Origin of the sequence: Amycolatopsis dendrobii (assembly GCF_014145675.1) — a bacterium.
In the GTDB taxonomy this organism is placed as follows: Bacteria; Actinomycetota; Actinomycetes; order Mycobacteriales; family Pseudonocardiaceae; genus Amycolatopsis; species Amycolatopsis dendrobii.
In genome coordinates, this window is the sequence record NZ_JACGZW010000001.1 from 854,823 (window position 1) to 876,441 (window position 21,619).

The window sequence follows — 21,619 nt, forward strand, 5'->3', positions numbered from 1 at the left end:
GATGCGCCGAACCGCCCACGCGATTGCCGCCGCGGCCGCGCTCGCGGTCCTGTCCGCGTGCAGCCAGAACAGCGGCGCGCCCGGCTCTTCCTCCGCAGCCGCGCCGACCGCCACCTCGGCGCCGGCGACGTCGCAGAGCCCGGCCGCTCCGCCCACGACGCCGCCGGCCTCGCCTCCCCCGCCGCGCACCGACGCTCCCCCTGCGCCGCCGGGCTGTCCGTCGGCGAACTGGGGCACGGGCGCCAAGGAAGCCGCCGGTTCGAGCACCGACGCGCTCTACCTGGTCCGCGTCGGGCGGCACGACTGCTACGACCGGGTCGTGTTCACGATCAACGGGACGGCGGCGGCCGGGTACTCGGTGCGGTACGTCCCGCTCGTGACCGCGGATCCGTCCGGCCGGCCGCTGCCGGTGCCGGGCGGTGCGGTGCTGCAGGTCGTGATCCGGGCCCCGGAACAGGGCGCGGACACCAGCGGCCATCAACCGGGCCGGGTCCTCGCCGCCACCGGCGACTACCTCTACCCCTCCGCGCGGCTCGCGAGCTGGCCGTCGTTGCGGGCAGTGCGGTTCGCCGGGTTCTTCGAAGGCCAGTGCACCTTCGCCGTCGGGACCCGAGCCAAGCTGCCGTTCCGCGTCCTCGCCCTGCCGGACGCGGTGAACCACGTCGAGCGGATCGCCCTCGACCTCGCCCACTGAACCGAAGGAGGCCGCCGTGGAGCGGCTGAGCCCACTCGACGCGGCTTTCCTGGCGATCGAGGACGAGGACCCGCACGCGTCGCTGGCGATCGCCTCCCTCGCGATCGCCAGCGGACCCGCGCCCGGCCAGGAGGAATTCGCCGCCGCGGTGACCGCCGGGCTGGCCAAGGTTCCCCGGTACCGGCAGAAAGTCCGCCGGGTGCCGCTGGATCTCGGCGCCCCGGTGTGGGTCGACGACGATTCCTTCGATCCGGCCGCGCATCTGCGGCGGCTTTCGGTGCCGGCCCCGCACGACGACGCCGCCCTGTGCGAACTCGTCGCGCTCCTGATGGCCGAACGGCTGGACCGCGACCGTCCGCTGTGGCAGTTCTGGATTCTCGAGGGGCTGCCGGACGGGCGCTGGGCGCTGCTTGCCAAAGTGCACCATTGCCTCGCCGACGGGATCTCCGCGGCCCAGCTGCACCAGCTGCTGTTCACCGAAGCCCCGCCGCCCGCCGCCCCCGCCCCGCAACCCGATCCGGGCGCTCTGCGGCTGCTGAAGTCGTCGCTCGGCGATGTGGTCACCGGCCCGTTCACGCAGCTCCGCGCGATCGCGGGCAGTCTCTGGCATCCGCGCGCGCTCGCGCAGCGCACCACCGATGTCGCACACGGCCTCGCCACGCTCGCCGAGGCGCTGATGCCGGTCGCGCCGTCGTCGCTCACCGGACCGATCAGCGGGCCGCGCGGCTACGCCGCCTCCTGGGTTCCGCTTGCGGACGTGGCTGTCGTCGCGGACGCTTTCGGCGTCACCCGCAACGATGTGCTCCTGGCCGCGATCACCGGCGGATTCCGCGAGATCCTCGTGCGCCGCGGCGAAGAGACCGCGCCGGACAGCGTGCGGAGCCTGGTACCGGTCTCGGTGCGCGCTGCCGGCGACCGCGCGATCGGCAACGACGTTTCCCTTCTGCTTCCGCTGCTGCCGGTGGACCAGCCCGATCCGGTCCAGCGTTTGATCCGGGTGCACCGGCGCCTGCTGGCCTGCAAGACCGGCAAGGAGGCCACCGCGGGCAAGTTCGTCACCGCGGCGGCTTCGCGCGGACCGTTCGCTCCGGCGGCGTGGGCGCTGCGGGCGGTGCTTCGGCTCCCCCAGCACAACGTCGTCACCGTGACCACGAACGTTCCCGGCCCGGCCGGGCCGCTGACTGTGGCGGGCCGCGAAGTCCTGGAGCTCTACCCCTACGTCCCGATCGCCCTTCGCGTCCGGACCGGCGTCGCGCTGCTGACCTACGGCGACCGTGTCTTCGTCGGGGTGACCGCCGACGCGGGCCTGGCACCGGAGGCCCGGGTGCTCGCGGACTCCGTCGTGTCCGGTCTCGCCGCGCTCAAAGCCGCGGCGACTTCCTCGTCGAGCGCGGCCACGAGCTCGCCGGGCTCGGGCAACAGCCGCCGGTCCGTGCCGAATCCGAAGCGCACCTGACCGGCGTAGCTGAAGACACAGACCGTGATCGCCTGTTTTCCGGAACACGGCGCCCAGCCCACGATTCCCTCGACCCGCGCACCGGCCAGCGTCCGCGTTTCGCGGGGACCGGGCACGTTCGTCAGCACGCCGACCGCTTTCGCCGAGAGGAAATCGCTCAGCAGCCCGGAGACCGGGCCCGGCGCGCGGGCGACGAGGTGCTGCAGCCCGTAGTTCACCACTGGCTCGTAGGAGTCCCGGATCCGCGCGAGGAGGCGGTGGGTCTCGGCGAGCCGTTCGGCGAACGTGCCCAGCCCTCGCGGCAACCGGGCGAACACCAGCGAGAAATGGTTGCCGAGCCGGTCGGGCAGCTCCGCGTCGAACGCGGTGAGGCTGACCGGGACGAGCCACGGCAGGCCGGTGCGCTCCCGGTCCTCCCCGGGCCGGTCCAGGTACCGGTCGAACGCACCGGCGACCAGCGCGAGGCACACGTCGTTGACGGTGGTTCCGGTGGCATGGCCGAGGTCCGCCAGTCCGGCGAGCGGGACCGGATCGCCCCAGGCGGCGGTCTTGTCCGGCCCTGGCTGCCCGTCCCACTCCGGCGAGGCTTCCGGCGCGAGCGCCAGTGCGGCCAGCCCGGCCGCGCTGTGCCGCAGCGAGGTCACCGCCGACGCGGCCCGCTCCAGCGCCCGCCGGGGGCCGCCGCCCACCAGGCTCGCGCCGAAACCCGTTGCCGCCGCCGTGATTCCGGCTGCCGCGGTCGTCGCGTGCACCGGGACCGCGACGAGGCTCTCGGCCACCGGCCCGGCTTTCGCCGCCGCTCGCCGCACCGCCGCGCCCAGGTCGTCGAGCGAGCGGACGACCGACGCTCCGGCCCGCGCGACCGGACGGTCCGAAGACGGGCGGCGAGGTGCGGCTCCCCCGACGCGCGCGGGCGGCCCGCCGGTACCGGAGTCCGGGTCCAGCAGGCTGAACAGCACCTGGGTCAGGCGGATCCCGTCGGCCATCGAATGGTGCGTGCACACGACCACCGCGCTGCCCGAGCCGTACCCTTGCAGCAGGTCCACCGTCCACAATGGATGATCCGGGTCGAACGCGCCGCCGCGCCGGGCGGCCGCGAATTCCTGCAGCTGTGCCTGGGTTCCGGGGCTCGGCACCGTGCCGATCCGCAGGTGCCGGTCCAGGTCGAAGTCAGGATCGGTCTCCCATCGCGGGCCCGCCGGGCGCCGCAGGTAGACCGGATAGCGGGCGAGCAGCCGGTCCGCGACGACCGAGCGCAGCCGGTCCGGATCGACCGGCGTGGCCGTCCAGAGCACCGACGTGACGACCATCCGGTTCTCCGGCCGGTCCAGCCGCAGCCACAACGCGTCCTGCGCGGCGATCCGCGGTGCGGGCAGGCCGCTCACGGTTCCCGCCCGCCCTGGTCGAGGCGGAACGGCGGATACTCGTCGGTGAGCAGCGAGACGTAGGCGGCGACGCGCAGCGCCCAGCGGTCCATGCCGAGCACGAAATCGAACACCGGGCGCGGATACCGGCCGGTGCACAGCAGCACGATCGCGGCGATCAGCACCAAGACGGCGATCAGGCCGCCGCCCCACCCCGCGTCCGAACGCGTCGGCGACCAGCCGCCGCCCGCGAACACGGCGACGACGACCAGGTGCGGCAGCGCCAGCAGCCACCACTTCACGAGCGCCAGCCCGCGGGAAAGCCTTTCCGGATAAGCGATTTCGAGCCGCGCCGGATAATCCGGAACGTCGGCGAGGGTGAACGGCGGGTAACGGTCGGTGCCCAGCGCGGCGTAGCCGTAGTAGTGCACCCGCCAGCTCCAGCGCAGCACCCCGGCGATGAACGCGAACAACGGACGCGGATAACGGCCGGTCGCCAGGATCGCGAAGAACGCGCACAGCCACACCACCGGATACCCGAGCCACAACAGCGCGAGCACGATCCAGTGCGGCGCCAGCAGCAGCCATTTGACGAGCCACAGCCAGCGCGAGAGCGAATCGTCCAGCTCCGCCTCGACCCGGACCGGCGCGGTGGCTTCCTCGATGCTCATCAGCCAACGGTCCCGGGGAGCACCCGCCGCCGGCCAGGGCAGGAAGTCCCCCGCCCCGGTGACGAAATCGGCTCCGGGACACTCCCGGCCGCCCTGTCGCCGCACCAGGACGACGACCGATGCTGGACATTCCATCGTCGCCCGGGAGATCCCATGACCACACAAGAAACCCGCGAACTGCTCGGCGACCGGTTCATCCCGAAGCCGCACTTCTCGCTCGTCCGGCACGCGATCGTCGACGCGCCGGTCGAGCAGACCTACGCCGCGGCGCGCGCGATCGACCTCACCGAGATCCACAGCGGGCTCGCGACCGCCGCCGGCTGGCTTCGCGAGCTGCCCGCTCGATGGCAGTCCCGCCGCGCGGGGCCGCCGCGCCGCCCCACCCGGCTCACCCTCGACGACCTCGACGCGGGCACGGACTGGGCACTGCTCGGCGAACATCCCGGCAGCGAGTTCGCGCTCGGCGTGGCGGGAAAGTTCTGGCGGCCGGTCATCGCCTGGCGGCGGGTCGAGCCGGACGACTTCGCCGCGTTTTCCGAGCCAGGCTACGGAAAACTCGTCATCACGTTCGGCGTCCGGCCCTACGGCGCCCACCGGAGCCTGCTCACGCTCGACACCCGCGTGCTGCTGTCCGACCCGCCGAGCTGGCTGAAATTCCGCCGTTACTGGCGGGTGGCCTCGCCGTTCGCGCTGGTCGTTCATGCCGCCCTGCTGCGCACGATCGCCCAGGACGCCCGCCGGCGCGCGCTCGACGCCTACCGCCGCGAGGACGGCTGACCGCCGCGCTCACCGCCGCGCGGCGTAGAGCGCGGCCACCTCGTCCGCGTACTTCTCCAGCACCCGCGAACGCCGGACCTTGAGCGTCGGAGTCAGTTCGTCGCCGACCTCGAACTCCGCGGCGAGCACGCGGAAGCGCTTGATCGCCTCCGCGTGCGACACCGTCGCGTTCACGTCGTCGACGGCTTCCTGGAGCACCGCGAGAAGGTCTCCGTCGTCTCGCAGGTCGGCGACGGTCGCTTCGGGCGGTTTCGCCCGGTCGAGCTTCCACTCGGCGAACGCCGCGGTGTCGAGCGCCAGCAGCGCGCCGACGAACGGCAGCCGGTCCCCGGTCACCACGCACTGGTCGATCAGCCAGTGCGCCCGGAGCGTGTCCTCGAACCAGGCCGCCGCGATGTTCTTGCCGTTCGCGGTGACGAGCAGGTCCTTTTTGCGGCCGGAGACGGTGAGGAACCCGTCCTGGACCGAGCCGAGGTCGCCGGTGCGGAACCACCCGCCGGCGTCGAAGGCCTCGGCGGTCTCCGCCTCGGCCCGCCAGTACCGGGCGAACACCGCGGGCCCGCGCACCAGAATCTCGCCGTCGGCGGCGATCCGCACCTCGGCGCCCGGGATCGGCTGACCCACGGTGCCGATCCGTTGCGCGCCAGGGACGTTGAGCGTGACCCCGGCGGTGGTTTCGGTGAGCCCGTAGCCTTCGAGAATCCGGATCCCGGCGCCGCGCAGGAAGTGCGCCAGCCTCGGCGCGAGAGGCGCGCCTCCGCTCACCGCGTACTCCACCCGTCCGCCGAGCGCCGCGCGCAGCCGCCGGAAGACCAGCAGGTCGAAGAAGAACCGGCGCACCGACAGCACCGGCCCGGGCCGTTCCGCTTCGCTCCAGGACACGGCGGTCCGCTCGGCGGCCCGGAAAACGCGGCCCGCGAATCCGTGGCCGGCTTCCCGCTCGGCGGTGTCGCGGAGCTTTTCGAAGAACCGGGGAACGGCGGCGACCGCGGTCGGCCGGAACGAGCCCAGCGCGTCCGGCAGACGCGCCAGGTCGCCGAGGTGTCCCGTCCGGGCTCCGGCGCGCACGGCGGCGAGCAGGACGACTCTGGTCAGGATGTGCGCCAGGGGCAGGAACAGCAGGACCGAGCTGCCCGGGGTCAGCACCGCTTCGCTGATCCCGGGCGCGGCGAGCGTGCCGTGCACCTCGGCGAGCAAGTTCCGGTGGGTGAGCACGCAGCCCTTCGGCCTGCCCGTGGTGCCTGAGGTGTACACGATCGTCGCGGGGTCGTCCGCGACGATCGTGTCCCGGCGGGCCGGCAGCACCGCCGGATCGACGGACGCGCCGCCGGCGCGGAGGACGGCCAAGTCCTGGCCGTCCATCCGCCAGACCCGGTCCGCCCCGGACATCGCCTGCGCGCACTTGTCCCCGAGGGCGAAAGCCGCCACCGCACCGGAATCGCGGAGAATACGATCGGCCTGGTCCCCGGAAGCGGTGTCGTAGACCGGAACCGAGACCGCGCCCGCGGTCCAGATCGCGTAGTCGCAGAGCGTCCACTCGTAGCTCGTCGCCGCCATCAGGGCGACGCGGTCGCCCGGCCGGACCCCGGCCGCGACGAGCCCGAGAGCCAATGCGCGCACCTCGGCGGAGAACTCGGCAGCGGTGACGCCGGTCCAGCCCTCCCCGGTCTCGCGGCAGAACAAGACGCGCCCCGGTTCCCGCGCCGTCAGCTCCGCGAGATCGTCCGTGATCGCCGCAGAGTCCCCGATCGACAGGCCGGCGGGTTCCGGCTCGCCCGGCGCGGTCATTCCGGAATCGGCTGCCGGCGAGACCGGAGCCCGGCGCCCCACGCTCGGGCGCGTTCGGCTTCTCCGGAGGCCAGTTTCGTCTCGTCTCCCTCGACCTCGACCACGAAACTCGCCTCCGGCGCCGCGGGCGGATGGCCGAGGCCGCGCAGGAGTTTCGCCGCGGAGTGCGCGGCCGAACCGGTCAGCCAGCGCGGTTTGCCGAGCCGGGTGTCGAACACCGCGGTGTCCATCGCCGGGGGCAGGACGCCGAACCCGCCGAGCCATTCCCGCATCCCGGGCTCGCGGGTGCGCGTGCCCTCCGTGCTCTGCGCGGCCGCCGCCTTGCGCGTCGACCGGCGGCTCAGCCCGTGCGCGTGCGTCGGAGCCCCGACCACCAGCAGGTCGTAGCCGTCGAGTTTCCGCGGCGCTCCGTCCACCGGGAACAGGTCCGCGCAGTCCAGTCCGTCGGCGACGGCCCTGGCGACTTCCTCGGTAGTGCCGAACATGGACTCGTACACGACGATCGCGCGCATCGCGGACCCCTTTCCTCATCGAATCAGTGCGGGCTGGCGCCGGATCGGCATCCGGGCCGCGACCTCGCCGGCAAGACACGACAGCGCCGCCGAGCACCGGACCTCGACCGGGACCGGGCGGCGCAGCAGGCGCGCCGACTGCGGCAGCCACGCGAGGTCGCGCGCGAGCCTGGCCCGGGCCCTGGTCAGATCCTGGCTGCCGACCCGGCGGCCGTGCAGCATGACCGGAACCAGAAGAGCTTCGCCGCCGGGGCGGGATTCCCTGGCCAGGGCGAGCACGTCCGGACCGCCGGTGCGAAACCGGTACACCTGTTTCCCACCGGGCAACGTCCGTTTTCCCGCCGAAAGTTTCATGACCGGCCGACCGGCGTATTCGACCAGCTTGTACGCGGTGTCCAGCGCCGGCGCGTCGGCCGAGACGCCCACCGCGGTGCCGACGCCGTACGCGTCGATCGGCGCCCCGGCAGCCGTCAGCCGCTCGAGTTCGTATTCGTCGAGCCCGCCGCTGGCCATGATCCGCGCGGCCGCGAGCCCGGCGTCGTCGAGCATCCGGCGCGCGGTCCTGGACTGCGCCAGCAGATCGCCCGAGTCCAGCCGGATTCCCACGCTCGCGGGAGCCAGGCCGAGTTCGCCCGCGACCTCGATCGCGTGCGCGATCCCGCGCACGGGGTCGACGGTGTCGACCAGAAACACCGGTGCGGCCGGGAAATCCTCCGCGAACGCGCGAAACGCGTCGAGTTCGCTGGGGAACGCCTGCACATACGAATGCGCCATCGTTCCGGCGGCGCGCAGACCGTGCCGGAACGCGCCTTCGACGTTGCTGGTGCCGCGGAAACCCGCGAGAGCGGTCAGCCGGGCCGATGCGAGCGCGGCGCTGGCGCCGTGCGTACGCCGGGCGGAGAAGTCGATCAGCTCCGCGTCCGGCGCGGCCAGCCGGCACCGGGCCGCCTTCGTGGCGATGGCGGTCGCGAACGTGATCGTGTTCAGCAGCACGGTTTCCACGAGCTGGGCTTCCGGCAACGGCGCGGTCACTTCCAGCAGCGGCTCGCCCGCGAACACGACCCGTCCTTCCGGCACCGCGCGCACGTCACCGGTGAACCGCAACTGGGACAAGGCCTCGACGTCGGCGGCGGGCAGACGGACACTCTCGCGCAGGTAGCCGAGTTCCTCGGGCTCGAACCGGAAGCCGTGCAGTTCGGCGAGCGCCTCGTCGAGGCCGGCCGCGACGAGGAATCCGCGCTCGGGCGGAAGGTTTCGGGCGAAGAGGCTGAACGCGGCCGGGCCGGTCATCCCCCGCCGCAGGTAGCTGACCGCCATCCTGATCTCGTAGAGGTCCGTGCGCAGCGCGTTCATCGCGGTCCCGCCCCTTCCGGTCGATCCCCGCTCAGGATGCGGCGGCGAGAACGAAACGCGGGAGAGCCGCAAGTCCCTCGCCCGCACGACGACGGTCCCGGATCCGCGCGCTCGTCCCTCAGTCCCCTGACCCGGGGTCTTTGGCCCCTTCCGTGCCCCGCCTCCGTCGCGTTGGCTGGGCGCAATCCGACGAGAGGCTCCTGGCATGCAGACCGTGGACGTCGGCGAACTGGCGGTATCGGCCTACCGCACGGTCGCCCCGGACTGGATCCTCGACGCGCTCGGCACGGTCGCCGAGCGACTGCGCGGAGCCAGGGTGCTGCACCTCAGCGCGACCCCGTACGGCGGCGGCGTGTCGGAACTGCTCCGCTCCGCGATCCCGCTGTACCGGGACCTCGGAGTGCACGCCACGTGGAAGATCGTCAGCGGCGCGCCCGCGTTCTTCGCGGCCACCAAGAAACTGCACAACGCGCTGCAGGGCGCGACTGTCCCGCTCACCCTCGCCGAACGCGCCGTCTACGAGGAGACCGCGCGGCGCAACGCGGCCGAGGAGAGTTTCCGCGACTGGGACTTCGTGTTCGTGCACGACCCCCAGCCCGCCGCCGTTTTGTCCTTCGCGGACAAGGCGAAGGCGAAATGGGTGTGGCGGTGCCACATCGACACCTCCCAGCCCCAGCCGGAAGCGTGGGACTACGCGGCCAAGTTCGTCGACGGCTACGACGCGACCGTGTTCACCCTCGCCGCGTTCGTCCCCCGGTCGCTGGCCGCCGACCGCGTCGACGTCATCCCGCCCGCCATCGATCCGCTCAGCCCGAAGAACCTGTCGCTGGACGACCGGACCGCGCACGCCGTGCTCAACTGGATCGGCATCGACCCGGCCCGGCCGCTCATCACCCAGGTCTCCCGGTTCGATCCGTGGAAGGACCCGCTCGGCGTGCTCGAGGCCTACCGGCTGGTGCGCGACGAGGTCCCCGGGCTCCAGCTCGCCCTCGTCGGGTCGATGGCGCTGGACGACCCCGAAGCCTGGGACGTCTACCGCGCCATCAGCGACGCGAGCCGGGCCGATCCGGAGGTGCACGTCTTCACCAATCTGACCGGCGTGGGCAACGTCGAGGTCAACGCCTTCCAGCGGACCTCGAAAGCGATGGTGCAGAAGTCGGTCCGCGAGGGGTTCGGCCTGGTGGTGTCCGAGGCGCTGTGGAAGAACACGCCGGTGGTGGCCGGACGCGCGGGCGGCATCCCCCTCCAGGTCGCCGACGGCAGCGGCGGCGTCCTCGTCGGCTCGACGGAGGAGTGTGCCCGGGAACTGTCGGCGCTGCTCGCCGATCACGCCCGCGCGGCGGCCCTCGGCGCGTCCGGGCATCAGCGCGTCCGCAGGCATTTCCTTCTTCCGCGGCTCGTGCTCGACGAGCTGACCTTGCTGGACGGCCTCGCGCACGGCGACCCGCCCGGCGCGCTGATGACCCGCCACGGCGACCGCGATCCGGTCTGCGGATTGTCGCTCGTGCCGGACGACGCGTCGTTCACCGCCGATCGCGACGGCGCCCGGCACCGGTTCTGCTCGGCCGGATGCCGGGACGATTTTCTCGCGACGGCCGGGAAAGGACGATCATGACCACCCGTCGATGGCACGGCGGGCAGCTCCGCTGGAACAGCGCATCGCAAGCATGGTCGATCCTGGCGCCCGGCAGGAAGGACCGGCCGCACGTGAGCGGCCGCGAGGGCTGTCCGTTCTGCCCGGGGCCCGGAGAGGACACCCCGCCGGAAACCTGGCGGCTGCCGGACGGCGACGGCTGGCTCGTCCGCGCCGTGCCGAACCGGTACGCGCTGAGCGACCGGCACGAGATCGTCATCGAGTCACCGCACCACGACTGGGATCTTTCGACCGCGACAGTCGCCGAGGCGGCCGCGGTGCTGTCCGCCTGGCAGCACCGGCATCGCGAATTCCGCTCCGGAGCCGCGCAGATCGCGGTGTTCCGCAACCACGGCCCCGCGGCCGGGATCTCCCTGGCCCACCCCCATTCCCAGATCGCCGGTCTGCCGGTGCTCTCCGAACCGGCGCGCCGGAACCTGGAGATCGCCCGCGAGCACCACGCGCTGACCGGGCGCAGTCTCGCCGAGGACATGCTCACCGTCGAGTTGAGCACCGGCAGCCGGATCGTCTGCTCCGACGAGGAGATCGTCGCGCTCAGCCCGTTCGCCGGAACCGCGAGCTACGAGGTGTGGTTCATGCCGCGGACGTCCGCCGCCGATTTCGCCGCCGCCCCGCGCTCGACCGTCGAGGCGCTCGCCCGGAGTCTGCGTGCCGTGCTCGCCGCGCTGCGCGCCGAGCTTTCCGACCCCGCCTACAACCTCGTGGTCCACACCGCCCCCACCGGATACGAGGACGCGCCGTTCGCCTCGTGGTCGGTGCGGCTGGTGCCCCGGCTCGAGATCGCCGCGGGCCTCGAACTCGCCACCGGGATCCCGGTCGTCACCGTGGCTCCGGAGACGGCGGCGGCCAGGCTCCGCGCGCGGATCGCGCCCAGCCTGGTGTCCTGAACCAGCCTCGAGCGAAGGAGGAACGACGATGAAGACACCGCGGTTCGTCGTGGTCGGCGTGGACGGATCCAGCGCGAGCGTCGGCGCGTTGCTCTGGGCCGCGGCGGCCGCCGCGGCGAGCGGGGCGGAACTGCGGGTCGTGTCCGCGTGGCTGCACGATCCGCTGCTGGACGACCTTTCGATCGGGCGGAACGTCGACGAAGCCAGCGCCGCGCATCTGGCCGAGCTGGAGGCGTTCGTCGCGGAGACTGTCAAGGACCCGGCTGTGACAGTGCGGTGTTCGGCACCGGAAGGCGACGCGGCGAGCATGCTCATCGATCGTGCCCGCAATGCGGCGCTGCTCGTCGTCGGCAGCCATGGCAAGGGCATGGTCCGGCAAGCTCTCACCGGGTCGGTGAGCACCGCGTGCCTGCGCCGCGCGTCCTGTCCGGTCGCCGTCGTGCCGCCTCGCGCGCTGGCTCCGGAAAGCCGGCTCGGGCGGAAGATCTCGGAGGTCACCGGAAGCTGAACCGCGGCTTCGCGGAGGGTCAGCTCAGCAGGCGCCGCACGGTCCGCACCACCTCGGGGACGGCGGCGCGGACCGCGGGCGTCAGCCCGGTGCCCAGCCCCAGGTCCGCCGCCTCGACCGCGTAGACGACCAGTTTCCCCGGCATCCGCCCGAGCGCCGCGCCGAGCCGCACCGCGTCCGGGATGCCGAGTGCGTGCGACCCGCCCGCGGTGACTGTGTGCGGCCAGCGGTCCACAGTAGAATTCCAGATCCGGCCCGGGGTACTCGGTTCGCACAGCACGGCGTCGACCACGACCGCGGTGTCCGCGTCGGTCCAGGCGGCGAGCAGGCCCGCGGGCTCGCCGTCGCAGAGGACGAGCGGGACGTCCGGGATCGGATCCTCTTCGAGGGCGGTGAGCACCGCGAGCGCCACGCCGTCGTCGCGCCGGTATTCGTTGCCGACGCCGATCACGACCGCCCGGTTCATCCGTCTTCCCTGGTGAACTCGAGGAAGTGCGCCGAGCACGAGATGCACGGATCGTAATTCCGGATCGTGCGCTCGGCCAGCGCGGTCAGCGCGGCGTCGTCGGAGTCGAGGCGTTCGTCGAGGACACGCCGCAGATCCGATTCGATCGCGGCCTGGTTCTGCGAGGTCGGCGGGACGATGTCGGCGGTTCGGATCAATCCCGCCGCATCGAGTTCGTAGCGATGGTAAAGCGTGCCTCTCGGTGCTTCGCTGACGCCGTGGCCGATGCCTTCGCGCGGCGGCACGTCGACGTATGCCCGGGCCGGCCGTTCGTAGTCGTCCAGGATCCGCAGCGCTTCCTCGACCGCGTACACGACTTCGACGCCGCGCACGAGAATGCTGCGGAACGGGTTGCGGCATGCCGAGCCCAGCCCGGCTTCGGCGGCGACTTGGCGAGCGGTCTCGGAGAGCTGGCCGGAGTTCAGGGTGTAGCGAGCGAGCGGACCGGTCAGGTAGCAGCGCCCGTCGAGTTCCGCGTGCAGGGCAGTGGAATGCGGGACCTGCTTTTCCACTACGTGCGCGGGAAATTCGCTGGGCGGGAAGGTCAGCCCGGACGCGGTCCGCAGCTCTCCGCCGGCGATCGCGTACCTTCCCGGCTCCGCCGCGGCGAGCAGGTCGTGGTCGAGTTCGAGGTCGGGGAACTCGAAGCCGGCCGCCCACCGCACGGTGGCGATCGCGTCGTCGAGGGCGCGCCGCAACGTTTCGGCCAGCGGCCGCAGTCCGGCTCGGGTCGGCAGCGAGTAGAACCCGCCGACCCGGACGTTGACCGGGTGGATCGCGCGCCCGCCGACGGTCTCCATCAGCGTGTTCCCGGCCTTCTTCAGCGCGAGGCCCCGTTCGACGAGGTCCCGGTGGCTGCTCGCGAGGGCGATCGCGTCCGGCAGCCCGAGGAAGTCCGGGGCGTGCAGGAGGTAGATGTGCAGGGTGTGGCTGGAGATCCACTCGCCGCAGTAGAGCAGCCTGCGCATTTCGGCGAGCGGCTGGTCGAGCGCGACCCGGCAGGCGTCCTCGATCGCGTTGCACGCGCTGGTCTGGTACGCCACCGGGCAGATTCCGCAGATCCGCGCGGTGATGTCCGGCGGTTCGGTGTGCGCGCGGCCGCGCAGGAACGCCTCGAAAAACCGCGGCGGCTCGTAGATGTTCAGCTCCGCGCGCTCCACCCGGCCGTCCGCGATCCGCACCCGCAGCGCGCCCTCCCCTTCGACGCGGGCGAGCGAGCTGACCTGAAGCTGCCTGCTGCGATGACTCATTTCTCCCCCGGTTCGCGTCGCGTCTCCGCGACGGTGAAGGTGCTGAACACGCGGTCCACGGCGTCCTCGCTCATCCCCCGCGAACGCAGCAGCGGGATGAGCACCGGTGTGTTGGGCTTCGCCATCGGACCGAAACAGCCGAAGCAGCCGCGCCGGACACCCGGGCACAGCGCGCCGCAGCCGGCCCGGGTGACCGGGCCGAGGCACGGCGAGCCGCCCGCGACGAGCACGCAGGTGAGCCCGCGCCGTTTGCATTCGGTGCAGACACTCGTGTCCGGCAAGTCGGGTTCCCGCCCGGCCAGCAGCGCGGTGATCGTGCCGAGCAGCTGCCCCCGGTCGATCGGACAGCCGTGCAGCTCGTAGTCCACCGGCACGTGCGCCGAGATCGGGGTCGAGGTCGCGAGGGTTTCGACGTACTGCGGGTTCGCGTACACAATGGACGCGAACTCCCCGACGTCGGCGAAGTTCCGCAACGCTTGCACGCCGCCCGCCGTGGCACACGCCCCGATCGTCACGAGGATTTTCGAGACCGCCCGCACGTGCTGAATCCGCTCCAGATCTCCCGGCGTGGTCACGGATCCTTCGACCAGCGACAGGTCGTAGGGTCCGGGAAGCACGGTGCTGGACGCCTCGAGGAAATGCGCGATCCGCACCTGCTTGGACAGTGCGAGAAGTTCGTCCTCGCAATCGAGCAAGGTCAGCTGACAGCCGTCGCAGGAGGCGAACTTCCAGACCGCGAGCGTCGGGGCGGGCATCACAACTCCTTCACCGCGAGCAGCGGGCCCGCGACCGTGTAGTCGACGACCGGGCCGTCGCGGCAGACCAGCAGCGGCCCGAGCTGGCAGTGCCCGCAGAGCCCGATCCCGCACTTCATCGCCCGTTCGAGCGAGACCCGGATCGCGGACGCGGGCATCTGTTTCTCCCGCAGCACTTCCGCGCACGCACGCATCATCGGCTCCGGGCCGCACAGGAACGCCCTGGTGGCCAACGGATCGAGCGCCAGCGCCGCGAGCGGCTTGGTCACGAAGCCGACCGGGCCGGACCAGCCCGCGGCCGGACGGTCGACGGTGCGGATCACCTCGACGTCGTGCCGCCGCGTCCAGGAATCCAGCTCGTGCGGGAACAGGAACTCCTCCGGGGCGCGCGCGCCCGCCACCACGACGAGCCGCCGGTAGCGGTCGCGGTCCTCCAGCACCGCGGCGAGCACCGGCCGCAACGGGCACAGCCCCGCACCGCCCGCGACGATCACGACGTCGCACCCCGCCGCGTCCTCGACGTCCCAACTGGTGCCGTACGGGCCGCGCACGCCCACGACGCACCCCGGCACCAGGTCGTGCAGCGCCCGGCTGACCGCGCCGACCGCGCGGATCGTGTGCGCCGGGCCCGGTCCGCTGACCGAGATCGCCACCTCGCCGACTCCGTGGGCGTAGAGCATCATGAACTGTCCGAGCTTCGCCTCGCCGACCGGCTCGTGCACTGGCTCCAAGCGCAGCGTGACCGAGTCCGCGGTCTCCACGACCCGGCCGGACACCCGGTACGGCACCGGAAGCATCGGCTCCGCCGTCATCCGCCCGCTCCGGTCAGCTTCGCCGCTTCCTCGGTGATGTCGATCCCGGCCGGGCACCACGCGATGCACCGGCCGCAGCCGACGCAGCCGGAGGACCCGAACTGCTCGTGCCAGGTGCCGAGCTTGTGGCTGAACCATTGCCGGTACCGGCTCGCCCCGGACGTCCGGACGCTGCCGCCGTGCACGTAGGAGAAGTCGAGTTCGAAGCAGGACGCCCAGCGCTGGCTGCGCCCGGCGAGCCCGCCGGAGAGGTCGGTGTGGTCCTCGGTGGTGGTGCAGAAGCACGTCGGACACACCATCGTGCAGTTCGCGCAGGTGAGACACCGGTTGGCGACTTCCTCCCACTGCGGGGATTCCCGGCCGTCCCGGATCGCCGCGGGCAGATCGGCGTCCGGCATCGCCCGGCCCATCCGGCCCGCCGCCGCGGCCACCGCAGCCCGGGCCTCGCCGACTTCCGACGGCGAAGACGGGCGCGTGCGGATCCGGTCCAGCAGCCGCTCGCCTGCCGGGCTGCCGGATTCGATCACGAAACGGTGCTCGCCGTCGCCGGTGCGCTCCGTGAGCGCGAGGTCATAGCCGGGACCCGCCGCGGGCCCGGTTCCCATCGACGCGCAGAAGCACACCCCGCCCGGTTCGGTGCAGTTCACCGCGATCAGGAACAGTTCGCTCCTGCGCCGCCGGTACGCGCCGTCCGGATGCGCTCCCGCGCCGAGCACCCGGTCGAGAATGGCGATCGCGGCCAGATCGCAGCCGCGCACTCCGAGGAACGCGTAACGGACGTGCTCGGGCTCGTCCACAGTGAACCGGCCGTCCGGAGCGGCTTCGAAAAGCTTGCGTCGCGGCGGATGCAGATAGCGTTTCCACGCTTGCGGACCGGCCGAATGGGCGAATGCCGCACCGTCGTCGCGGCGGTGCAATCGGTACTGGCCGGGTCCGGTCGTGACGCCCCAGCCCCGGGGCAGCTGCGCGGCGCAGTCCAGTTCCGCCAGCACGATCGCGTCGTCGCGCACGGTCGGGCCGATCACCCGGTACCCGTCCGCGAGCAACGCGCCCACCAGCTCGTCCAGTCCGGCCAAGCCGATGGTCGCCGCGCCGCCCGCCGTTGCGTGTTCAGCTTCCACCCCGCCACTGAACCGGGACGGCGCGAACGCGGCCTAGAGCCGAAGGTCACCGGTGAACCCGATCAAGGGACCAAAGGCACTTCGCCGGATGCTTCCTGCCCCTGTCCGCCGCGGCCGTCCCCGCGAGACCGTGACGCCCGGAGCGCGCGGCGGGAGGCGGCATGGCGGACGACTGGATCGGCAGCCGGGTGCGGATCGATGTCCGGGGCACCGTGCAGGGCGTCGGATTCCGGCCCTTCGTCCACCGGCTGGCCACCGAACTGGGACTCGACGGCGACGTGCGCAACGCCGGCGGCTGTGTCGTGATCCGCTTGGCGGGCAACCGGATCGGCGACTTCCTCCCGAGGCTGACGTCCAGCGCGCCGCCGAACGCCAGCGTCACCGGGGTCGACGTGACCGGCCTGCCCTCCCGCGACCGGCTGGCCCGCGGATTCCGCATCGCGCCGAGCACCGCGGGCCAGGGCGGCGAGGTGCCCCCGGACCTGGCGACCTGCCCGGACTGCGTCCGCGAGCTGTTCGACCCGGCCGACCGCAGGCACCGCTACCCCTTCCTGTCCTGCACCGCGTGCGGCCCGCGGGCGACCATCCTCCGGCGGCTGCCCTACGACCGGGCCAGCACCTCGATGCGCTCGTTCCCGCTGTGCGCGGCGTGCGCGGCCGAATACCAGGATCCGGCCGACCGGCGCTTCCACGCCGAACCGATCGCCTGCCCGGACTGCGGGCCCCGGCTGTCGTGGTCGGCGACCCGCGGCGAGAACGCTCTCGCCGCCGCGTGCGCCGTGCTCGCCGACGGCGGAATCGTCGCGGTGAAAGGGCTCGGCGGCTACCAGCTGGTGTGCGACGCCGCCGACGAATCCGCGATCCAGCGGCTCCGTCAGGGCAAAGCACGCCCGGCCAAGCCTCTCGCGGTGCTCGCCGACGGCGTCGCCGGAGCCCGCCGGCTGTCCGCTGTGGACAAGAAGGCGGCGGAACTGCTGACGTCGGCCGAAGCGCCCATCGTGCTGCTCCCCCGCCGCCCCGGTGCTCCGCTCGCCGAGGGAATCGCACCCGGGCTCGCCGAGGTCGGCGTGTTCCTCGCGACGACACCGCTGCACCATCTCCTGCTGGCCGAACTGTCCCGGCCCCTCGTGGTGACCAGCGGCAACCGCTCCGGCGGCCCGATCGTCGCCGACGACGCCGACGCGTTCACGACGCTCGGCCCGATCTGCGACGGCATCCTCGGCCACGACCGGCCGATCTGGTCCCGCTACGACGATTCCGTCGCCCGCGCCAAACACGGCCGCACCAGCCTCGTCCGCCGGGCGCGCGGTTACGCGCCGACGGCACTGCCCCTGCCCTTCGCCACGCCGGAACCGGTGCTCGCGCTCGGGGCCCAGCTGAAGCACACGTGCACGCTGGCCCGCGACGGGCTGGCCCATCTCGGGCCGCACACCGGCGACCTCGAGAACGCCGAGACGTTCACCGCGTTCAAGCGCACCGCCGGGGATCTTCTCCGGTGGCACCGAACCGCACCGGAATGGTGCGCGCACGACCTGCATCCCGGCTACTTGTCCACGCAGTACGCCCGTCGCTGGCCCGAAAGCCGCCGCATCGCGGTGCAGCACCACCACGCGCACGTCGCGGCGACCGCCGCTGAGCACGGCGTGACCGAACCGTTCGTCGGGATCGCGCTCGACGGGCTCGGACTCGGCACCGACGGCACGTTCTGGGGCGGCGAAGTCCTCCTCGCCCGGCACCAGGACTTCCAGCGGTTCGGCCGGTTCGCCACCGCTCCGATGCCCGGCGGGACCGCCGCGGTGCGCCGCCCGGCCCGGATGGCCTTGGGCTACCTCTACGGGGCCGAATCGTTCGGCTCGCCGATCCCGGAACGCCTCGCCGCCGCCCTCCTGTCCAGAGTGGACGATCAGGAGCGGTCTGTCGTCCGGGCCACGGTGGCGCGCAACTTCAACTGCCCCCGCGCTTCCAGCGCGGGCCGGCTTTTCGACGCGATGAGCGCGTTCCTCGGCCTCTGCGACGACAACAGCTACGAAGGCGAAGCCGCCGTCCGGCTCGAAGCGGCCGCGACGGGCCACGACGCCAGCGCCCCGCTGGACTGGGCACTGCACGAGCAGGACGGCCTCTGGGTCTACGACCCAGTGCCCACCTTGTGCGACGCGTTGCGGTCCGCATCGGACTCGCCGGTCGGCGAGGTCGCCGCGAGGTTCCATCGCACGGTGGCCGAGGTCGTCGTCGCCATCGCCGCGAAGGCCGCGGCCGCATGGGGCGCCGAAGTCGTCTGCCTTGGCGGCGGGGTGTTCCAGAACAGCCTGCTGACCGCTCGCGTCCTCGCCGGGCTCGCTCGTGCGGGGCTGCGTGCGCTCGCCGGCGAGCGCGTCCCGATGAACGACGGCGGCATCAGCTACGGCCAGGCGGCGGTCGCCTGCGCCCGGATGAACGGGAGGTGAGTCCGATGTGCCTCGGGATTCCCGGCCGGATCGTCGAGGTGGCCGAAGGCCCGGCACCGCGCATGGGCACGGTCGACTTCGACGGCGTGCGGCGGCCGGTGTGCCTGGCCTACGCCCCGGAAGCCGGCGTCGGCGACTACGTGATCGTGCACGTCGGGTTCGCGATCAGCCGGGTCGACGAGGCGGAGGCCGCGAAGACCCTGGCGGTGCTCCGCGCGATCCCCGAGGCGCTGGAAAGCGAACTCGGACCGGAGGCCGCCCGGTGAAATACCTCGACGAATACCGCGATCCGGTGCTGGCCCGGAAGCTGCTGGCCGAACTGCGGGCGGCCGCGACCCGGCCGTGGGCGATCATGGAAACGTGCGGCGGGCAGACGCACACGCTGGTCCGCCAGGGCATCGACGAACTGCTGCCGTCCGGGATGCGGATGATCCACGGACCCGGCTGCCCGGTCTGCGTGACCCCGCTGGCGACCATCGACAAGGCCGTCGCCCTCGCCGCGCGCCCGGACGTGATCTTCACCAGCTACGGCGACATGCTGCGGGTGCCCGGCACGGCCGGCGACCTGCTCGGCGTCAAGGCAAGGGGCGGCGACGTGCGGGTGGTGTACACCCCGCTCGACGCGGTGGCGATCGCAAGGGACAACCCGGATCGCGAGGTGGTGTTCTTCGCCGTCGGGTTCGAGACGACCGCGCCTGCCAACGCGATGGCGGTCCTGCACGCCGCCGTGACCGGCGTGGTCAATTTTTCCGTGCTGGTCAGCCACGTCCTGGTGCCGCCTGCGATCACCGCGATCCTCGACGCGCCGGACAACCAGGTGCAGGCCTTCCTCGCCGCCGGGCACGTGTGCGCGGTGATGGGCTGGACGGAATACGAGCCGATCGCGCAGCGGTACGGTGTGCCGATAGTGGTGACCGGCTTCGAACCGCTCGATCTGCTCGAAGGCATCGTCCTCGCGGTGCGGCAGCTCGAAACCGGCCGCGCGACGGTCGAAAACCAGTACGCGCGCGCGGTCCGCCGCGGCGGCAACACCGCGGCCCAAGACGCCGTCCGGCAGGTTTTCCGGGTGACCGAAAGAACCTGGCGCGGAATCGGCCCGATTCCCGCGAGCGGGCTGGCGCTCACCCCCGCTTTCGCCGCCTACGACGCCGAGGAACGCTTTCCCGGCGGCGAAACCCATGCCGTCGAACACCCCGACTGCATCGCCGGGCAGATCCTTCGCGGCACCGCGGCGCCCACCGACTGTTCCGCCTACGGCACCCGCTGCACCCCGCTCTCCCCGCTCGGCGCGCCGATGGTCTCCGCGGAAGGAACGTGCGCGGCGTTCCACCACGCCGGACGGCGCCGGTCCGCTGTGGAGGTACCGCGATGACGACCATCGACCCGGACCGCCGTTCGTGCCCCGCGCCCGCCGCCGAGACCGAACGCGTACTGCTCGGCCACGGCTCCGGCGGGCGGCTGTCAGCCGACCTGCTGGCCGCCGCGATCACCTGCGAACTCGGCGAGCCCGGCCCGCTCGAGGACGCCGCGCTGGTGGGCCGCGACCTGGTGGTCAGCACGGACGGATTCGTGGTCACGCCCCGGTTCTTCCCGGGCGGCGACATCGGCTCGCTCGCCGTGCACGGCACGGTCAACGACCTCGCGATGCGCGGCGCCCGCCCGATCGCGCTCACGCTCGCTTGCATCCTCGAAGAAGGCTTGCCGCAAGCCGAGTTGCGCGCGATCACCGCTTCGGTCGCGGCGGCCGCGAGCGGCTGCGGCGTCCGCGTGGTCACCGGCGACACCAAGGTCGTCAGCCATGGCGCCGCCGACGGCTGCTATCTCACGACCACGGGGATCGGCGAACTGCTTCCCGGAGCCGTTCCCAGTGCGTCCGGAGGGAAGCCCGGAGACGTCGTGCTGCTGTCCGGGCCGATCGGAGCACACGGCACCGCGATTCTCAGCGTCCGCGAGGGACTCGAATTCGAATCCGGCATCCGCTCCGACAGCCGGCCGCTGCACGGGCTCGTCGCCGCCATGATCGAGACCGGCGGACCGGACGTGCACGCGCTGCGCGACCCCACCCGGGGCGGTCTCGCCTCCGCGCTCAACGAGCTGGCTGAAGCCTCCGACGTCACCGTCGAGATCGCCGAAGCGGACATCCCGGTGCCCGCCCCGGTCGCCGCGGCGTGCGAACTGCTGGGGCTCGATCCGTTGCATGTCGCGAACGAAGGCTGCCTCGTGGCCTTCGTCGCCCCCGGCTCCGCGGACGCGATCCTCGCCGCGATGCACGGCCATCCGGCCGGACGCGACGCACGGGCGATCGGGTTCCTCCGCCCCTCCGGAGGACCCGCGCCCGTCGTCGCCCGCACTCTCGTCGGCTCGACCCGCATCGTCGACCTGCTCATCGGCGAACAGCTCCCGCGCATCTGCTGACCTCACGGATGAGTGCGCTTTTCCTGCTCCGCATCCCATTCGCGCTGCCATTCGGCCAGCCGGCGCCGGTTCAGCGCGAACACCGTTCCGCCGCACACCGCGGCCAGCAGCAAGCACACCGACACCCACAGCCCCACCGCCGCGCACACCGCGTCGACCAGCACGGCCGCGGCGGTCAGCGGCGGTGGCACCGGATTCCCGGCCCGGTCCACCCAGATCGAGATCTGGTCGCCGCGCTGCGAACCCTCGTCGGCGGCCACCTTGCCGACCCGGCGCGAGCCGTCCGGGGCCTGCCAGACCGCGTCCGTCGGGGCCGAATTCGCGACGACACCGCTGCGCCCGCTCACGGTCGTCGCCGGGCCGTCCGCCAGCAGCACGGCGGTCGCCTTGCTGCGCTGCGCCACCTGCTCGGCCGAAACGGGTTTCTGGGTCGCGTAGAGCTCGGAGCCCGCTGCCGCCGCGAACGGAATCGCGGCCAGTGCGACCAGAATCGCCACGAGAAGAAGACCGGACTGGAACCGGTCCGAGGGCCGGGCCACCGAACCGCGCCCGGGGACGAGCATGTGCCAATACCGCACGACGCGGTCTGCCGACGCCTTCATCTCGCGCCCCTTCCGTGAGGCTTCGCGGGTTCCGTTTCAGCATCGCCGGGA

19 protein-coding genes and 2 pseudogenes are annotated in these 21,619 nt (G+C 72.5%); 10 read left to right on the plus strand and 11 right to left on the minus strand.

Features of this window, described 5'->3' with window-relative positions:
- The first annotated feature begins 1 nt into the window (after position 1).
- Positions 2-694, plus strand: coding sequence for an AMIN-like domain-containing (lipo)protein (locus H4281_RS03880; protein WP_182889461.1), 693 nt, complete (start codon positions 2-4; stop codon positions 692-694).
- Between the two features lie 16 nt (positions 695-710).
- Entirely contained in the window at positions 711-2,150 is a 1,440-nt protein-coding gene (locus H4281_RS45425; protein ID WP_312872047.1) for a wax ester/triacylglycerol synthase family O-acyltransferase, read from the plus strand.
- Here H4281_RS45425 and H4281_RS03885 read toward each other — a convergent pair.
- Both H4281_RS03885 and H4281_RS03890 read right to left on the minus strand, forming a co-directional pair.
- Positions 2,132-3,460 (minus strand): annotated as a pseudogene (locus H4281_RS03885) (WS/DGAT domain-containing protein); the annotation flags it as partial. The gene H4281_RS45425 and the pseudogene H4281_RS03885 sit on opposite strands and share 19 nt — an antisense overlap.
- A gap of 74 nt (positions 3,461-3,534) precedes the next feature.
- Positions 3,535-4,185, minus strand: a pseudogene (locus H4281_RS03890) (DUF4389 domain-containing protein); the annotation flags it as partial.
- A 153-nt stretch (positions 4,186-4,338) separates the two neighbouring features.
- On the opposite strand from H4281_RS03890, the gene H4281_RS03895 reads away from it, so the two are divergent.
- Positions 4,339-4,962 carry a hypothetical protein gene (locus H4281_RS03895; protein ID WP_182889464.1) on the plus strand — a complete coding sequence of 208 codons (624 nt, stop codon included), beginning with the start codon at positions 4,339-4,341 and terminating at the stop codon, positions 4,960-4,962.
- Between the two features lie 9 nt (positions 4,963-4,971).
- Here the strand turns inward: H4281_RS03895 and H4281_RS03900 are convergent, their stop codons facing one another.
- The 3 genes from H4281_RS03900 to H4281_RS03910 are packed head-to-tail and all read right to left on the minus strand — an operon-like array spanning position 4,972 to position 8,615.
- On the minus strand, positions 4,972-6,750 hold the full coding sequence (locus H4281_RS03900) for an AMP-dependent synthetase/ligase (protein WP_182889465.1): 1,779 nt from the start codon (positions 6,748-6,750) through the stop codon (positions 4,972-4,974).
- Positions 6,747-7,262: a flavodoxin domain-containing protein gene (locus tag H4281_RS03905; RefSeq protein WP_182889466.1), complete on the minus strand. Its 516-nt coding sequence runs from the start codon at positions 7,260-7,262 to the stop codon at positions 6,747-6,749. The genes H4281_RS03900 and H4281_RS03905 overlap by 4 nt, the downstream gene beginning before the upstream one ends.
- A 15-nt stretch (positions 7,263-7,277) precedes the next feature.
- Complete coding sequence (locus H4281_RS03910) at positions 7,278-8,615, minus strand: nicotinate phosphoribosyltransferase (RefSeq protein WP_182889467.1); 1,338 nt, start codon at positions 8,613-8,615, stop codon at positions 7,278-7,280.
- Between the two features lie 205 nt (positions 8,616-8,820).
- Here H4281_RS03910 and H4281_RS03915 point away from each other — a divergent pair, with 205 nt between their 5' ends.
- Genes H4281_RS03915 through H4281_RS03925 form a run of 3 tightly spaced genes read left to right on the plus strand, consistent with a single transcriptional unit; the run spans position 8,821 to position 11,664 of the window.
- Positions 8,821-10,230, plus strand: a complete 1,410-nt coding sequence (locus H4281_RS03915) for a glycosyltransferase (protein ID WP_182889468.1) — start codon at positions 8,821-8,823, stop codon at positions 10,228-10,230.
- Positions 10,227-11,156 carry a galactose-1-phosphate uridylyltransferase gene (locus tag H4281_RS03920; protein WP_182889469.1) on the plus strand — a complete coding sequence of 310 codons (930 nt, stop codon included), beginning with the start codon at positions 10,227-10,229 and terminating at the stop codon, positions 11,154-11,156. Before H4281_RS03915 ends, H4281_RS03920 begins: the two co-directional genes overlap by 4 nt.
- A 28-nt stretch (positions 11,157-11,184) precedes the next feature.
- Positions 11,185-11,664 carry a universal stress protein gene (locus tag H4281_RS03925; RefSeq protein WP_182889470.1) on the plus strand — a complete coding sequence of 160 codons (480 nt, stop codon included), beginning with the start codon at positions 11,185-11,187 and terminating at the stop codon, positions 11,662-11,664.
- 19 nt (positions 11,665-11,683) lie between these two features.
- On the opposite strand, the gene H4281_RS03930 is transcribed toward H4281_RS03925, so the two are convergent.
- The 5 genes from H4281_RS03930 to H4281_RS03950 are packed head-to-tail and all read right to left on the minus strand — an operon-like array spanning position 11,684 to position 16,107.
- A complete protein-coding gene (locus H4281_RS03930; protein ID WP_182889471.1) occupies positions 11,684-12,130 on the minus strand; it encodes a hydrogenase maturation protease in 447 nt (148 codons plus the stop codon).
- On the minus strand, positions 12,127-13,419 hold the full coding sequence (locus tag H4281_RS03935; RefSeq protein WP_182889472.1) for a Ni/Fe hydrogenase subunit alpha: 1,293 nt from the start codon (positions 13,417-13,419) through the stop codon (positions 12,127-12,129). Before H4281_RS03935 ends, H4281_RS03930 begins: the two co-directional genes overlap by 4 nt.
- On the minus strand, positions 13,416-14,174 hold the full coding sequence (locus H4281_RS03940) for an NADH-quinone oxidoreductase subunit B family protein (protein ID WP_182889473.1): 759 nt from the start codon (positions 14,172-14,174) through the stop codon (positions 13,416-13,418). The genes H4281_RS03935 and H4281_RS03940 overlap by 4 nt, the downstream gene beginning before the upstream one ends.
- Positions 14,174-14,986 carry an FAD/NAD(P)-binding protein gene (locus H4281_RS03945; RefSeq protein WP_220506609.1) on the minus strand — a complete coding sequence of 271 codons (813 nt, stop codon included), beginning with the start codon at positions 14,984-14,986 and terminating at the stop codon, positions 14,174-14,176. The genes H4281_RS03940 and H4281_RS03945 overlap by 1 nt, the downstream gene beginning before the upstream one ends.
- On the minus strand, positions 14,983-16,107 hold the full coding sequence (locus tag H4281_RS03950; RefSeq protein ID WP_182889474.1) for a 4Fe-4S dicluster domain-containing protein: 1,125 nt from the start codon (positions 16,105-16,107) through the stop codon (positions 14,983-14,985). Before H4281_RS03950 ends, H4281_RS03945 begins: the two co-directional genes overlap by 4 nt.
- A gap of 161 nt (positions 16,108-16,268) precedes the next feature.
- On the opposite strand from H4281_RS03950, the gene hypF reads away from it, so the two are divergent.
- From hypF to hypE, 4 genes are read left to right on the plus strand one after another with little or no spacing between them, the layout of a single operon-like run.
- Positions 16,269-18,551 carry a carbamoyltransferase HypF gene (gene hypF, locus H4281_RS03955; protein WP_220506610.1) on the plus strand — a complete coding sequence of 761 codons (2,283 nt, stop codon included), beginning with the start codon at positions 16,269-16,271 and terminating at the stop codon, positions 18,549-18,551.
- A gap of 5 nt (positions 18,552-18,556) precedes the next feature.
- The gene (locus tag H4281_RS03960) at positions 18,557-18,817 is read left to right on the plus strand and encodes a HypC/HybG/HupF family hydrogenase formation chaperone (protein ID WP_182889475.1); all 261 of its coding nucleotides are present in this window, start codon (positions 18,557-18,559) and stop codon (positions 18,815-18,817) included.
- Entirely contained in the window at positions 18,814-19,923 is a 1,110-nt protein-coding gene (gene hypD / locus H4281_RS03965) for a hydrogenase formation protein HypD (RefSeq protein ID WP_182889476.1), read from the plus strand. Before H4281_RS03960 ends, hypD begins: the two co-directional genes overlap by 4 nt.
- Positions 19,920-20,966 carry a hydrogenase expression/formation protein HypE gene (hypE, locus tag H4281_RS03970; RefSeq protein WP_182889477.1) on the plus strand — a complete coding sequence of 349 codons (1,047 nt, stop codon included), beginning with the start codon at positions 19,920-19,922 and terminating at the stop codon, positions 20,964-20,966. Before hypD ends, hypE begins: the two co-directional genes overlap by 4 nt.
- Before the next feature lie 2 nt (positions 20,967-20,968).
- Here the strand turns inward: hypE and H4281_RS03975 are convergent, their stop codons facing one another.
- A complete protein-coding gene (locus H4281_RS03975) occupies positions 20,969-21,568 on the minus strand; it encodes an Rv1733c family protein (protein WP_182889478.1) in 600 nt (199 codons plus the stop codon).
- Positions 21,569-21,619 lie beyond the last annotated feature (51 nt).